We start from the raw sequence: 14,760 nt of genomic DNA, 5'->3' as shown, positions 1-14,760 counted from the left end.
CAAGAAGGGCGGCCTGTCCAACATCGTCGAGAAGGCGATGGGCTCGATCGTGAAGTCGGGCAGCGCGCCGATCTCGGGCGTGATCTCGCCGGGCGAGAAGGTGCGCCAGAAGGGGCTGATCTATGCGGCCACTCCGGCGAGCGATTTCATCTGCGGCACGCTTCAATTGGCTGCCGGCATGAATCTGCATGTGTTCACCACCGGCCGAGGCACGCCCTACGGCCTGGCGCAGGTGCCAGTCATCAAGGTCGCCACGCGCGAAGACCTCGCGCGCCGCTGGCACGACCTGATGGACATCAATGCCGGAACGATCGCCACCGGAGAGAAGACCATCGCCGACGTCGGCTGGGAGATGTTCAGGCTGATGCTGGACGTCGCCAGCGGCCGCAAGAAGACCTGGGCGGAGCAGTGGAAGCTGCACAACGCGCTCGTGCTTTTCAACCCCGCGCCGGTGACCTGACCTGACTTGTCACTCGCCGACGTCCACTCAAGGCACATGCCGCCCCATAGGCTGCGGCGTGTGCGCCTGCACCAACGGATTCGCCGCGTTGCGGCGGCGGGACATGTATCTCTCCAGCCCAAAATAGATTCCCATCGCACCCGCAAGCGGCACCAGGTAGTAAAGCGCTCGGTACGCCAGCACCGCCCCCATGAGCCGGCCCTGCGGAACAGCGCCTGACAGCAGCATCAGGTAGACGGCTTCCAGCACGCCGAGGCCGGCGGGGACGGGTGTCACCACGCCCGCGATTGCGGCGGTCATCAGCACGGCCAGCGTGATCGGGTACGACACCTGCTGGTCCAGCAGCAGGTACATGACCCCGCCCATCGTGAACCAGTGGCCCGCCGACACCACGAGTTGCAGCAAGGCAAGGCCGGGCGCGGGCAGACGAATCTTGCGATGCCGCACTTGCCAGGTGCGCCCATGAGCCATCGCACAGACTGCGACGTACGCGCAGGCCAGCGCGATCATCGCGAACCCGAGCGCCTGCAAGGCTTCGGCCGTCAGTGGCGATCGTGCCGGCGGCGTGATGGCGCGTGCGGCGAAGAGCCCCCCAGCGATGACGCCGTAGCCCATCCAGTTGGTCGTCGCACTCATCGCGATGATCTGCGCGATCGTGACTTCGTCGAGCCCGGCCCGCGCATACAGGCGCACTCGGGTCGCGACGCCTCCGAGCAGAGTCCCCAGATTCAGCGTGAACGCATAGGTCGCCATGCCGATGCAGAAGGTCTGCGGCCGCGGGAGCCCGTGTCTTGTGTGGCGTCGTCCCAGCAGGTCGAAGCAGCCATACAGCATGTGGCTCACGATGGCGAGGCCTAGCGCTCCGAGCAGAAGCAGCGGCGAATAGTGCCGCAGGGCCGACCAGGCGCCCGCCCAATCGATCTCGTGCGCATGCGACAGCAGCACACTCAGCACGACGGCCGAGACGGGGATGAAGGCCCAGCGTCGGACTGCGCGCAAGATGACCTTCAAGTTGCTCGGCATCCTCGATGTACTCGTTCTTGTCAGCGATAGGTTAACGATATTGGTGACCGAAAGTGGGGGCCGATCGCAAGCGCGCGGGTGTCAGTCGAGGGCGCTGAATGAGGAAGCAAAAGGCGGACACCACGGCACCCCCAACTGTGCTAATACGCCGCGATGGCCCAAATCATCCAGCGCCAAACCGAATTGGCAGTCAGTCTGACGTTGATCGGATTGTTCGTGCTGGTGGCACTGGGCATTGGCATCGCGGCCTGGCGCGGATTCGAGGACACGGGCGAAAACGAGATCGTGCAGCAACCGGTTCCCTTCAGCCACAAGCATCACGTCGGGGATGTCGGACTCGATTGCCGTTACTGCCACACGTCCGTGGAGACCTCCGCATCCGCGGGCTTTCCGTCAACGCAGATTTGCCTCAACTGCCACTCGCAGTTGTTCTCCGACGCACCCCTGCTGGCGCCCGTTCGGGACAGCGCCRAAAGCGGCAATCCCATCGCATGGAACCGGGTCCATCGACTGCCGGATTTCGTGTATTTCGATCACAGCATTCACATCAGCAAGGGCGTGGCCTGCATCGAATGCCATGGCCGGGTCGACCAGATGCCGTTGATGCGCCGCGTCGCAACGCTCCAGATGGAGTGGTGCGTCAAATGCCACCGCAACCCGCTCCCGCATCTGCACGATCCCTCGAAGGTGTTCAGCATGCAGCCGCTGGACGATGGAGACACCGCAACGGTTCGGATGATTGCCCGCCTGTTGAGCGAGCGCCGCCTGACCGATTGCTCGACCTGCCATCGATAGCACCACTCGCTCGCCTCTCGCCTCTCGCCTCTATCCGCGCCATGACTTCGACGAAATCCGTGATCGAGATCGTGTCTGAACCAGGGATGACGCGGCGGCATGCCATGACCCTGATGGCCGCGTCCGTGGCGCTGGCGAGCGCCGGTTGCACCCGCGCTCCTCCAGGACAGGCACACCCTTTCGTCCGCATGCCCGAGGCGGGATTGGGCGAAGGCGCGATCTTCTATGCGACGAGCTTCGTGCGCAGCGGCTTCGCCCATGGCGTGCTGGTGGGCACGCGGGAAGGTCGGCCGATCAAGATCGAGGGCAATCCGCTGCACCCCGCCAGCCTGGGAACCACCGACTCGTTTGCGCAGGCCTCGGTGCTGGAGCTGTGGGACCCCGACCGCTCGCAGACTGTGCAAAGCCGCCCGAAGCCCGGCATCGATGCGAGCCCTTCGACGTGGGCCGCCTTCGACACCGCCTGGCGCGAACGCGCGAGCCGCTGGGGCGAAGGCAAGGGACCCGGGCTGCGCATCCTGACGCCCACCATCACATCGCCTACGCTGCAGGCGCAGCTGGGCGAACTCGTCGCGCGCTATCCAGGCACTGTCTTGCACAGGCACGATCCTCTTTCTCCCGCTTCTGCGTTGAGCGGCACTCGAACCGCCTTCGGGCGACCGGTGCGCCCGCGGCACGATTTCGGCAAGGCAAGGCTGATCGTTTCGTTTGGGGCCGACCCGTTCACCGGCAGTCCGGAGAGCGTTCGATGCGCTGCCGACTGGGCACGAGCCCGGGCCGCCGCGGGGACCGGCCATGCAGCTCGATTGGTCGCCGTCGAGACAACGCCCGGACTCTTCGGCGCACGCGCCGACGATCGCATCGCCCTGCCTCCAGCGGCAATCGAGGCACTGCTGGAGCGGGTCGCCGGGCACTTCATCGAGGTGGACCGTGCAAATGATGGCAATAGCAACAGCGCCGGTCCGGACGCCGATGCCGCGCGCTTCGAAACGCGCCTGGTCTCCGCGCTGCGCGCCGCGGGACCGGACGCGTTGATCGTGGTCGGCGACGCGCTGACACCGCGCGCACATGCGCTTGCATGGGCACTTCATCAAAAGCTGGGATCGGTCGGTCGCACGATCGAAGGCATCGACCCACCCGAAGGAGGCGGCGGCCAGGACCTGCAAGCTCTGCTCGACGCCATCAGGAACGGTGCGGTCGACACGCTCCTGGTCATCGGAGGCAACCCCGCGTATGACACGCCGGGCGAGTTGTCCGTAGCAGAGGCGATCTCGCAGGTGCCTTTCACCGTGCGCGCCGGGCTCTACACAGACGAAACCGCGCGATGCTGCCGATGGCACTTGCCCCTGAGCCACACCTACGAGCAATGGAGCGACGCGCGCGCGTTCGACGGCAGCGCCTCGCTGATTCAGCCCGTGATCATGCCGCTGTACGACACGCGATCCGCGCATGAGCTGCTCGCCGCCATGCTCGACGACACCGTGCGGGATGGCCGCGAGCTCGTGCGACGCCAGTGGCGCCAGCAGCAGCCGCCAGGCCGTGCGGGCGACGATTTCGAGCAGTTCTGGCGCGAGAGTCTGCGCAATGGCGTGATCGCCCAGAGCGCCTTCGAGCCGCTGTCGCTGCCGCATGCGAACGTGCCTCCCCGCGCCGACCGGCCCCTGCCGCAAGCCGGCGCACTTGCCGCAGTCTTCGTTCCCGATCCTTCGGCCGGCGACGGCGCATTCGCGAACAACGCATGGCTGCAGGAACTGCCGCGTCCCTTCACCCACATCACCTGGGGAAACGCACTGCATCTCGGCCCGCGCACGGCAGCATCGCTTTCGCTGCGCAATGGCGACGTGGTGCGCGCCGCCATCGGTCCCAAATCGATCGAAGCGCCTGTGTGGGTGCAAGCCTCGCATGCGGAAGGTGCAGCCACCCTGCCGCTCGGTTTGGGCCGCACGGAGGCCGGCCGCGTGGGCTCCGGCATTGGCTTCGATGCATACGCGCTCAGGCCGGCAGGCGGCGACGGCGCTCGGCCGTTGACGCTGACCGCGACCGGACGCCACATCGAGTTCGCGCGCACGCAGCACACCATGTCGCAGGAAGGCCGCGAACTGGCCCGCAGTGTTCCGGCGTCCAAGGCCGCGATCACGCCCAAGGAGCCGGCCCCCTCGCTCTATCCGCCGATGAACAGGTTCGCCGAGCACGCCTGGGGCATGGCGATCGACCTGGATGCATGCATCGGCTGCAATGCCTGCACCGTCGCATGCCAGGCCGAGAACAACATCCCGGTCGTGGGTGCGGAGCAAGTGGCGCGCGGTCGTGCAATGCACTGGATTCGCATCGACCACTACGAGGAAGCCGAAGCGCCGAGCCATAGCGGCGTGTTCCAGCCCGTGCCGTGCATGCATTGCGAAAACGCGCCGTGCGAGATCGTCTGCCCGGTCGGCGCGACGGTGCATGACAGCGAAGGCCTGAACGTGCAGGTCTACAACCGCTGCGTCGGCACGCGGTTCTGCTCCAACAACTGCCCGTACAAGGTGCGGCGCTTCAACTTCCTCCAGTACAGCGACGAGTCCACCGAAACACTGAAGGCACAGCGCAATCCGGACGTCACGGTGCGCGCGCGCGGCGTGATGGAGAAGTGCACGTATTGCCTCCAGCGGATCACGCGGGCGCGGCTGCAGTCGGAGCGCTCCGGACGGCCGCTCGCGGACGGCGACGTGGTGACGGCCTGCCAGGCTGCCTGCCCGACAAGCGCGATCCACTTCGGAGACCTTGCCGATCCGGGCAGTGCCGTTTCGCGCGCGAAGGCATCGCCGAGGCACTACACACTGCTGGAAGAACTCAACACGCGCCCGCGGACGACCTACCTTGCGCGCGTCGTCGCCGATGACGAGGCCGGTCAATGAGCGTCGCGCCGCCCGTCCTGCGCGGCCACTGGGGCTACGCGAGCATCACCGACAAGATTGCCGATCTGGTGTTGTCGCGGCCCTCCGGCAAGCTCTGGCGAATCGCCTTCTGGGGCACGTTCGCGGGCACGCTCGGCTTCGCCGCAGCCATCGTCTACCTGCTGCGCACAGGCGTGGGCATATGGGGTGTCGACATTCCGGTGGCTTGGGGCTTCGCAATTGCCAATTGCGTGTGGTGGATCGGCATCGGCCACGCGGGCACTTTCATTTCGGCGGTGCTGTTGCTGTTGCGCCAGAAGTGGCGAACCTCCATCAACCGGTTCGCCGAAGCGATGACACTGTTCGCCGCCACCATGGCGGCGATCTTTCCTCTGCTGCATCTGGGACGCGCCTGGAAGTTCTATTGGATCGCGCCCTACCCCGACACCATGGGCCTGTGGCCGCAATGGCGCAGTCCGCTCGTGTGGGATTTCTTTGCGATCGCGACTTACATCATCGTGTCGTTCGTGTTCTGGTACGTGGGGTTGATCCCCGACCTCGCCACGCTGCGCGACCGCGCCGAGGGGCGCATCAAGCGCTTCGTCTTCGCCCTCGGCGCCCTCGGATGGCGCGGAGAGGCGCGGCAGTGGGTGCATTACGAGAAGGCCTATCTGCTGGTGGCGGGCCTGGCGACGCCGCTGGTCGTGTCGGTGCATTCGGTGGTCTCGCTGGACTTCGCGATCGGCAACACACCAGGTTATCACTCCACGATCTTTCCGCCCTACTTCGTCGCCGGCGCGCTGTTCTCAGGATTTGCCATGGTGCTGACCATTGCGATCCCCTTGCGCCGCGCTTTCGGCTTGCACGACTTCATCACCGAAGTGCATCTCGACCACGCAGGCAAGGTCCTGCTGGCGACTTCTTCGTTGGTGGCCTATGGCTATCTCAGCGAGATCTTCATGGCGTTCTACAGCGGGGACCGCTACGACATCGCGATGACCGAAGACCGCTGGGTCGGCTTCTATGCGCCGGTCTACTGGTCGATGCTGGTGTGCAACGTCTTGCTGCCGCAATTGCTGTGGTGGCGTCGCTGCCGCAGAAGCGCCGGACTGCTTCTGGGGCTCAGCCTCGCGATCAACCTGGGCATGTGGATGGAGCGGGTACTCATCGTGGTCTCCAGCCTCCATCGCGACTTCATGCCCTCGGCATGGGGCTTGTTTGTGCCGACCGCCTGGGACTGGGTCTTCCTGCTCGGCTCCATCTGCGCGTTCGCATGGCTGTTCCTCGCGTTCGTCCGCGTCCTGCCGGTGATCTCCATGGCCGAGATGCGCGAGCTGGAGCACACCGAGGCGGAGGCCGGCTGATGAACGACGCCACCCAACCCTGGGGACTCATCGCCGAGTTCGCCTCTTCGGACGCGCTGCTGAATGCGGTCCGCGAGGCGCGTTCCGCGGGCTATCGCCGTGCGGAGGCTTACGCGCCTTTCGCCGTCGAAGGGCTCGGCGAAGCACTCGGTGTGCGTCCTCGCGGCGTTGCGTTCGCTTGCCTGGTCGGCACGGTGCTCGGCGGCGTGCTGGGCTACTTCATGCAGTGGTACGCGGCTGTCGTGTCCTACCCCATCGACATCGGCGGGCGGCCGCTGCATAGCTGGCCGATGTTCGTCCCGGTGAGTTTTTCTCTCGCGGTGCTGGGAGGTGCATTCGCCACGGTCGGAGCGATGCTGTGGCGCGCAGGCATGCCCAGGCTCTACCACCCCGTCTTCAATGCGCCGGACTTCGATCTCTCGATGCGCAACCGGTTCTTCCTGTGCCTGCGTCGGGACGATCCGGCCTTCGACGACGGGCAAGCGCGTGCGCTGTTGCAGCGGCTCGATCCGCTGCGCGTGAGCGAGGTGATGCCGTGAGGCCGAGTGCCAACCTCGCCGCCCTGCTCTGCCTGTGCGGCACAGTGTCGATACTGGGCGGATGCGACCGCTCCGAACGCGACATGCTGCGGCAGCCCAAGCTGCGGCCCGATGCGGGCAGCTCTCTCTTCCCGGACAAGATGGGGACGCGTCCACCGCCGCCGGGGACCGTGGCCCGTGCGAGCGGCGACATTGCGGCGACTTCGAGCGGTCGCGCCGGGTCTCAGCATCTGGGCGATCAGGAAGCGGCTCTCGCTCAGCAGGCGCTCCCCGAAAGGCCGTCAAGTGCGCTCCTGCTTCGAGGCCAGGAGCGCTACACCATCTATTGCGTGCCCTGCCACAGCCCGGTCGGGGACGGTGATGGCCCGGTGGTGCGGCGGGGCTTCCCATCACCGCCGTCTTTTCACATCGACCGCCTGCGCGCCGTCGACGATCGCCATTTCTTCGATGTCATCACCCATGGCTATGGCGTGATGTATTCGTATGCGGACCGCGTCCAGCCCTCGGACCGGTGGGCCATCGCCGCCTACATACGTGCATTGCAGTTGAGCCGGCATGCACTCGTCGCCGATCTGCCGGCACCGGCCGAGCCGCAGAGTTGGCATCCGGTGCCGGGTTCGACCAAGGAGCTCCGGTGATGCGCCGCGTCTGCGCGCCTCGCGCCACCGCTCTCGGTGCCGTGCTGCTGCTTCTGGCCGGATTCGTCGCCGGATGGCACGGCGGCACGCGCGTCTTTCTCGCCGCCTGGCTGGCCGCGTGGTGGTGGTGTGTCGGCATCGTGATGGGCGCCTGCATCAACCTGTGGCTGCACAGGCTCACCGGCGGGCGCTGGGGCGAAGTGCTGCGCCCGGCGGCCGCGCTGCTGATGGTTCGCCGTTGGTGGCTCGGCCCGCTCTTTGTCCCGATTGCCTTGGGCGTGACGGCGCTTTACCCCTGGGCCTCGCCGCATTCGGACGTGTTGAGCAGACTGGAAGAACCCGCCTTTGCGCGCGCATGGCTCGACCTTCCGGCGTTCGCGTCGCGGATGCTGTTGTATGGGCTCGTCTGGTTCTGGCTGTCGCGCAGTGCCCTTCGGCCGGTGCTCAGCAGGCGACGCGCGGCGGCGAGCCTGATCATCCATTCGCTGCTGGGCTCGCTGGCTGCAATCGATCTGCTGATGTCGCTCACGCCTGGATGGCGCAGCACGGGTTTCGCTCTGCTGGTCCTGGTCTCGCAAGCACTCGCTGGCGCCGCGGCCCTGACCGCGTGGACGGCGTGGCGCCTGCCCGCGACCCTGCAATCGAAGGCCGCGCCTGAAGTCCCGGTCGGCCGTGACCTGGGCAACCTGCTGCTCATGTACGTGCTGACCTGGGGCTACCTGGGCTTCATGCAGTTCCTGATCATCTGGGCCGAGAACTTGCCGAACGAAATCTCGTGGTTCGTTCCGCGCTTGCAGACAGGCTGGTTCAACGTGGGCTTGGCCCTGGTCGGATTGCAGCTTGCGTTGCCGGTCGCGGCACTCGTCATGCGCCCCATCAAGGATCGTCCCGCCACGCTCGGCGCCACGGCCGGGCTTCTCCTTCTGGCCAACGCGCTTGATTCGGTATGGCTGGTCGTTCCGTCAGTCGATCCCCATGCAGCAGCCATATGGTGGCTGGCACCCCTTTGCATGGCGGGCATTGGCTTGCTGGTGTTTGCACCGATGCTCGATGCAGGAACGAGGGAGGTGGCGAATGCCCGCGCGTGATCCCGGTCCGCGTCGCACAGCACTGGCGCTCCTCGGCCTGCTGGCCCTCGTCTTTTGCGTGATGCTGCTGGCCTACTGGCAAGTCGGCAAGGGAGACCCGGCAGGCCTCTCTGAAGCACAGGCCAGGCCCGACCTTCAAACGGCACCGCAGGACGACCTGGCGACCTATCGAAAGGAGAAGCAGGACGAGCTCGATGCAACCGGTCCGGTTCCCGGATCACCGGGCTACGTGCGCATCCCCGTCGATCGCGCGATGAGCCTGATGACCGAGCGCGGGCTGCGCGCCCGGTCCGGCCCTGCCACGCGGCAAGGGGCGCCGCAATGAGGTTGCTGTCGAACATGCTGCCGCTGCTCTGCGCGCTGTTCGCCGCTGTGCCTGCGCTTGCCGAGGCACCGCTGGCATTGCCATCGGCGCCCCAGGTCCAGCTCGTACAACGAATCGGTGCGGTGTTGCCGCTGGATGTCTCGATGGTCGAAAGCAACGGCAAGCCGATGCGCTTGCGCGAATTCTTCGGCGGCGACCGGGCAGTGGTGCTAGTGCCGGGCTACTACCAATGCACCGAGTTGTGCGGGCTCGTCATGCAGGGCGTGCTCGAGGCGCTGCAAGGCAGCGGGCTGCCGCAGAGCTCCTGGCGCATCGTCGGCTTCAGCATCGACCCCGACGAGACACCGGCCATGGCCCGCGCTCGCGAATCCGACTACCGCGACTACGCCCGCTTCCTCGCCGATCGTGACATCGACATTCATCTGCTGACGACGAGCGCCCCAACATCCGAGCGTCTCACTCGTGCGCTCGGCTACGCGGTCCAGCGCGGCGACAACGGCATCGCTCACAGCGCCGGCTTCGTGGTCGCCACGCCACAGGGAACCGTCGCGCGCTACTTTCCGGGCGTGCGCTTCGACGCGCGCGAGTTGCGCCTCGCCGTCGAGCAAGCGGCAGGCGGGCATGTCGGCTCGCTCACCGATCGGCTGACGCTGCTGTGCGGCCACTACGACCCCGTCACTGGGCGCTACAGCGTCGCTGTCATGGACGCGATGCGCATCCTCGGCTGCATGGGCGCGATCGCGATGGGCCTGTGGATCTGGCGCCGCCGCGCCGCGAGCGCTTCCTGAGCCATGAACGAACTACCCGCCGTCCTCGCGCCGTCCGGTATTCGGCTGTTCATGCCGGAGGCGTCGTCGATCGCCTCGCACACCGATGCGCTGTTCGGCGCGATGCTGTTGCTGTGCGGCGTCATGGCGCTGGCCGTTGGCAGCCTCATCGTATGGATGTGCGTGCGCTACCGCAGCGGGTCGGATGTGGATCGCACCGACCCGCCAAGCAACGCAGGCGGCCTCGAAGCAGCGTGGACCATCGCCCCGCTTCTGATCTTTCTCGGCCTCTTCATGTGGGCCGCGAGCCAATACCTCACCTTGCGGGAGCCGCCAGCCGGCGCCCTGACGATCAATGTCGTCGGCAAGCAATGGATGTGGAAGCTGCAGCATCCGAGTGGCCGGCGCGAGATCAACACGCTGCACGTGCCTCTGGGGCAGCCGGTTGCGCTCGTCATGTCGTCGCAGGACGCCATCCACAGCTTCTACGTACCGGCCTTCCGTCTCAAGCAGGACGTGGTTCCGGGCCGCTTCACGCGCTTCTGGTTCACTGCCACCCGGATTGGCGAATACAGGCTGTTCTGCTCGGAGTATTGCGGGAGCGACCATTCGGCGATGGTCGGCGTCGTGACGGTCATGCCCGCGGCCGAATACGCGCGCTGGACGCAAGCCGGGCCGCCCGAGAACGGCACGATCGAACAAGGATTTGCCCTCTTTCGCAGCGCCGGCTGCAGCGGCTGCCACAACGCGGCCTCGACGGTGCACGCGCCGCTCCTGCAGGGCCTGAGCGGCCGACTGGTGCATCTGCAGGACGGCCGCACCATCGTCGCCGACGACAACTACCTGCGCGACTCCATCCTGCAACCCGGCAAGGACGTCGTCGCCGGCTTCGCGCCCGTGATGCCGAGCTTCCAGGGCCAGTTCGACGAGGCGCAACTCCAGTCCTTGATTGCCTACCTGCGTGCCGGTGCCCCGGCAATGCCTGATGTGGAGCAACTGCGATGACCAGCTACCTGACCGACGGGCTCACCATCCGCTCATGGTTTCTTGCGCATGACCACAAGCGCATCGCGATCCTCTATGCGGTGGCGATCACCTTCTTCTTCTTTGTCGGCGGCGCGGCGGCCACGATGATCCGGCTCGAACTCGTGACGCCCGCCGGCGACCTCGTCCGCGCCGACACCTACAACAAGCTCTTCACCGCGCACGGTGTCGTGATGGTCTGGCTGTTCCTGATCCCGTCGATCCCCTCCGTGGTGGGCAACTTCGTGCTGCCGATGATGATCGGCGCCAAGGACCTCGCCCTGCCGCGCCTGAATCTCTTGAGCTGGTATCTCTATATCGCCGGTGGCCTGCTCACCCTGCTGGCGCTCTTCTTCGGCGGCGTCGACACCGGCTGGACTTTCTACACGCCCTACGCCACGATGTTTTCCAACGGCTACGTCGTGCTGACGCTGGTCGGCGTCTTCGTGACGGGCTTCTCGTCGATTGCCACGGGCTTGAACTTCATCGTCACGGTCCACACGATGCGCACGCCGGGCATGGGCTGGTTCCAGCTGCCGTTGTTCGTCTGGGCGATCTACGCGACCAGCATCATCCTCGTGCTGGCAACGCCGGTGCTGGCCATCACGACGCTGCTGGTGGTGGCCGAACGGCTCTTCCAGGTGGGTGTGTTCGATCCGGCGTACGGCGGCGATCCCTTGCTGTTCCAGCACCTGTTCTGGTTCTACTCGCACCCGGCGGTGTACATCATGGTGCTGCCCGCCATGGGCGTCGTCAGCGAGATCGTTCCGTGCTTTGCGCGCAAGCGGATCTTCGGCTATCGCTTCATGGCCTATGCCATGCTGGCCATCGCCGCATTCGGTTTCCTGGTGTGGGGGCATCACATGTTCGTGAGCGGGCAATCGACCGCCGCCAGCGTGGTGTTCTCGTTCCTGAGCTTCATGGTCGCGGTGCCCTCGGCCATCAAGGTCTTCAACTGGACGGCCACCCTGTACAAGGGCTCGATCCGCTTCGATGCGCCGATGCTGTATGCGCTCGGCTTTGTCGGCCTGTTCACCATCGGCGGGCTCACGGGGCTCTTTCTGGCGTCGCTTGCGCTCGACGTTCATCTCACCGACACCTACTTCGTGGTGTCCCACTTCCACTACATCATGGTGGGCGGCGCGGTGATGGCGTACTTCGGGGCCTTGCACTTCTGGTGGCCCAAGGTCACGGGGCGGCTCTATCACGAGCTGTGGGCGCGCATTGCGGCGGTGCTGATCTTCGTCGGCTTCAATCTCACGTTCTTTCCTCAGTATCTGCTGGGCTTTCAGGGAATGCCCCGGCGCTATCACGCCTACGCGCCGGAATACCAGGTGCTCAATGTGCTGTCCTCCGCGGGGGCGGTGGTGCTGGCCCTGGGCTACCTGATGCCGCTCTTCTATCTGATCCGGTCACTGCACCATGGCGCGCGCGCCGGGCGCAATCCATGGAACGCGACAGGCCTGGAGTGGCAGACCTCCTCGCCGCCCCCGACCCACAATTTCGACGCGCCGCCGAAGGCGCCCGGCGATGCGTACGACTACACGCCGCAGCACCGCGCCGACGCGAAGGCGCTGCAATGACGAACATGACGAACGCAGCGGCTTCCGGCTCGCGGCCAGGCGCCCCTCGCGTCGGGGAGTTCGGCATGTGGGTGTTCATCGGCAGCGAAGTCCTTTTCTTTGGCGCCCTGCTGCTGACCTATGCCTTCGGCCGCGCGCAGTGGCCCGACGGATTCGCGGCGGCGAGCCGCCACACGGACGTGGTGCTCGGCACCCTGAACACCGCCATCCTGCTCAGCAGCAGCGCCTGCGTCGCCATGGCCGTCGAAGCGCACTCTGCCAACGCGGCAAGGCTGTCCTCTCGCCTGCTCGCGGCCACTGCGGTCCTCGGCATCGTCTTCCTGATGATCAAGGGCATCGAATACCGCAAGGACTGGCATGAAGGGCTCTTCCCGGGGCCGGCATTCCGGCTGGGCGACAGCGAAGATGTGCCGCAAGGCGCGCAGATGTTCTTTGCTTTCTATTTCCTTTCAACGGCCCTGCATGCCATTCACGTGAGCATCGGCATTGCGCTCATGGCTGCGCTCGCCGTCGGCTGCCGACGCCGTCTCGACTGGGCGAGTGGCGCTGCCGTCTCCGTGGCCGGGCTCTATTGGCACTTCGTGGACATCGTGTGGATTGCCCTCTATCCACTTCTTTATCTCGTGAGCCGCCATTCATGATCACCGCAGACCTTCGCCGCCGCATCCGCCGACTCGCGCTCGTCTGGCTGGCATTGATCGCGTTGCTGATGACCAGCCTCGGCAGCGCCTACCTCTCGCTGGGTACGTACGGCTGGGTTCCCGGCGTGGCGATTGCCGGCATCAAGACGGCCATCGTCGTGCGCTGGTTCATGCGCATCGATCGCGCGTCACCCTGGAGCCGCTCGGCGTGCTTCACCGCGCTTTGCACGCTGGCACTGTTGTGCGGCTTGAGCTATTTCGACGGCGCGACGCGCCCTCACGATGCCGCGGCATGGCAGCAGCCGAAGCAATTGCCGCCCGCGAGAACCCGGTGATCCGGGCCTGACGGTGCGTTCGCACGCTGACGAAAGCCAGCGGCTTACAGGAGCGCAAGTCGGCGGTTCCAAGGACCGCGCCGGCCGTGCAAGCCGACGACGTCGCCCGTCTGCGCCGCCGCAGCAGCAGCCCGTGAGGATTTGGACGACAGCGCAAGCCGCCAGATTCCGATAAGCCCCCCCGGCCCGGCGCCTAGAGTTGCGGGCTCAGCTCCGAAAGTGACTGGTCCATGAAAATCGCGCAGATCGCCCCGCTCTATGAAGCCGTTCCCCCTCGCCTCTATGGCGGAACAGAACGCGTGGTGGGCCATCTGGTCGATGCCCTGGTGGAGCAAGGCCACGACGTCACGCTCTTCGCCTCCGGCGATACGCTGACCCGCGCGAAGCTGGTCGCCACGCGCAAGCAGGCGCTGCGCCTCGACCCGGCGCCGCTGAAGTCAGACCTTGCCGCGCATCTGTCGATGCTGCATGAGGTGCGGCGCCGCGCGCATGAATTCGATGTGCTGCATTTCCACACGGACATGCTGCACTTCCCCCTGTTCGAGGACATGGCCGGCTGCACCTTGACGACGCTGCACGGGCGGCTCGACATCGCCGACCTTGCCGGCGCCTACGGCCGCTGGGACAAGTTCGCGCTGGTGTCGATCTCCGATCGACAGCGCAAGGACATGCCCGATGCGAACTGGTATGCCACCGTGCACCATGGCGTCGATCCGGCGGGCTTCCGGTTCAATGCCACGCCGCGCGGGGACTACCTCGCTTTCCTGGGCCGGATCTCGCCGGAGAAGCGACCCGATCGCGCCATCGCCATTGCATGCGCCGCAGGCGTGCCGATCCGCATTGCAGCCAAAGTAGACGCCGTGGACCGCAACTACTTCGTGCGCGAGATCGAACCGCTCCTCGCGCATCCGCTGGTCGAATACATCGGCGAAATCGGGGCCGAGCAAAAGGCCGATTTCCTGGGACAAGCGCGCGCGCTTCTGTTCCCGATCGACTGGCCGGAGCCCTTCGGCCTCGTGATGATCGAAGCGATGGCGTGCGGAACGCCTGTCATCGCATGGCGCTGCGGGTCCGTTCCCGAGGTGCTGGAAGACGGCAAGAGCGGTTTCATCGTCGACGACATGGCGCAGGCCGTGCAAGCGGTCGAGCAGGTACGGCATCTGCCGCGCGCGCGTGTGCGCGCGGAGTTCGAGCATCGATTCACCGCCGACGCGATGGCGCGACGCTACGTGCAGTTGTATTGGCAACTGGCACGCGACAGCCGGAATGCGCTGCTCGAAGGTGAAGCCGCATAATTTCCATC

General features: G+C 66.0%; 14 protein-coding genes and 1 pseudogene. 14 read left to right on the top strand and 1 reads right to left on the bottom strand.

Features of this window, described 5'->3' with window-relative positions; genetic code table 11:
- Positions 1-460, top strand: a pseudogene (garD, locus tag AC1DMA_RS27025) (galactarate dehydratase); the annotation flags it as partial.
- Positions 461-487: 27 nt separating this feature from the next.
- Here garD and AC1DMA_RS27020 read toward each other — a convergent pair.
- Positions 488-1,483 carry a lysylphosphatidylglycerol synthase domain-containing protein gene (locus AC1DMA_RS27020; RefSeq protein WP_478146067.1) on the bottom strand — a complete coding sequence of 332 codons (996 nt, stop codon included), beginning with the start codon at positions 1,481-1,483 and terminating at the stop codon, positions 488-490.
- 153 nt (positions 1,484-1,636) lie between these two features.
- On the opposite strand from AC1DMA_RS27020, the gene AC1DMA_RS27015 reads away from it, so the two are divergent.
- From AC1DMA_RS27015 to AC1DMA_RS26955, 13 genes are all read left to right on the top strand, one after another.
- On the top strand, positions 1,637-2,278 hold the full coding sequence (locus tag AC1DMA_RS27015) for a cytochrome c3 family protein (RefSeq protein ID WP_478146066.1): 642 nt from the start codon (positions 1,637-1,639) through the stop codon (positions 2,276-2,278).
- Positions 2,279-2,319: 41 nt separating this feature from the next.
- A complete protein-coding gene (locus AC1DMA_RS27010; RefSeq protein ID WP_478146065.1) occupies positions 2,320-5,175 on the top strand; it encodes a 4Fe-4S dicluster domain-containing protein in 2,856 nt (951 codons plus the stop codon).
- A complete protein-coding gene (gene nrfD / locus AC1DMA_RS27005) occupies positions 5,172-6,518 on the top strand; it encodes an NrfD/PsrC family molybdoenzyme membrane anchor subunit (protein ID WP_478146064.1) in 1,347 nt (448 codons plus the stop codon). The genes AC1DMA_RS27010 and nrfD overlap by 4 nt, the downstream gene beginning before the upstream one ends.
- A complete protein-coding gene (locus AC1DMA_RS27000; RefSeq protein WP_478146063.1) occupies positions 6,518-7,057 on the top strand; it encodes a DUF3341 domain-containing protein in 540 nt (179 codons plus the stop codon). The genes nrfD and AC1DMA_RS27000 overlap by 1 nt, the downstream gene beginning before the upstream one ends.
- Positions 7,054-7,695, top strand: a complete 642-nt coding sequence (locus AC1DMA_RS26995; protein WP_478146062.1) for a c-type cytochrome — start codon at positions 7,054-7,056, stop codon at positions 7,693-7,695. The genes AC1DMA_RS27000 and AC1DMA_RS26995 overlap by 4 nt, the downstream gene beginning before the upstream one ends.
- The gene (locus tag AC1DMA_RS26990; RefSeq protein ID WP_478128412.1) at positions 7,695-8,783 is read left to right on the top strand and encodes a hypothetical protein; all 1,089 of its coding nucleotides are present in this window, start codon (positions 7,695-7,697) and stop codon (positions 8,781-8,783) included. The genes AC1DMA_RS26995 and AC1DMA_RS26990 overlap by 1 nt, the downstream gene beginning before the upstream one ends.
- Positions 8,770-9,108 carry a hypothetical protein gene (locus AC1DMA_RS26985; protein ID WP_478146061.1) on the top strand — a complete coding sequence of 113 codons (339 nt, stop codon included), beginning with the start codon at positions 8,770-8,772 and terminating at the stop codon, positions 9,106-9,108. The genes AC1DMA_RS26990 and AC1DMA_RS26985 overlap by 14 nt, the downstream gene beginning before the upstream one ends.
- Complete coding sequence (locus tag AC1DMA_RS26980) at positions 9,105-9,896, top strand: SCO family protein (protein WP_478146060.1); 792 nt, start codon at positions 9,105-9,107, stop codon at positions 9,894-9,896. The genes AC1DMA_RS26985 and AC1DMA_RS26980 overlap by 4 nt, the downstream gene beginning before the upstream one ends.
- Before the next feature lie 3 nt (positions 9,897-9,899).
- Positions 9,900-10,880, top strand: coding sequence for a cytochrome c oxidase subunit II (gene coxB, locus AC1DMA_RS26975; protein ID WP_478128409.1), 981 nt, complete (start codon positions 9,900-9,902; stop codon positions 10,878-10,880).
- Positions 10,877-12,481 (top strand): cytochrome c oxidase subunit I, encoded by a 1,605-nt coding sequence (gene ctaD, locus AC1DMA_RS26970; protein ID WP_478128408.1) that lies wholly within the window; start codon positions 10,877-10,879, stop codon positions 12,479-12,481. The genes coxB and ctaD overlap by 4 nt, the downstream gene beginning before the upstream one ends.
- On the top strand, positions 12,478-13,122 hold the full coding sequence (locus AC1DMA_RS26965) for a cytochrome c oxidase subunit 3 (protein ID WP_478128407.1): 645 nt from the start codon (positions 12,478-12,480) through the stop codon (positions 13,120-13,122). The genes ctaD and AC1DMA_RS26965 overlap by 4 nt, the downstream gene beginning before the upstream one ends.
- A complete protein-coding gene (locus AC1DMA_RS26960) occupies positions 13,119-13,457 on the top strand; it encodes a cytochrome C oxidase subunit IV family protein (protein WP_478128406.1) in 339 nt (112 codons plus the stop codon). The genes AC1DMA_RS26965 and AC1DMA_RS26960 overlap by 4 nt, the downstream gene beginning before the upstream one ends.
- A gap of 230 nt (positions 13,458-13,687) precedes the next feature.
- On the top strand, positions 13,688-14,752 hold the full coding sequence (locus AC1DMA_RS26955) for a glycosyltransferase family 4 protein (RefSeq protein WP_478128405.1): 1,065 nt from the start codon (positions 13,688-13,690) through the stop codon (positions 14,750-14,752).
- Positions 14,753-14,760 lie beyond the last annotated feature (8 nt).

This window comes from Variovorax sp. 05N34, assembly GCF_056397405.1.
This window is presented reverse-complemented; position numbering and strand designations above follow the sequence as displayed.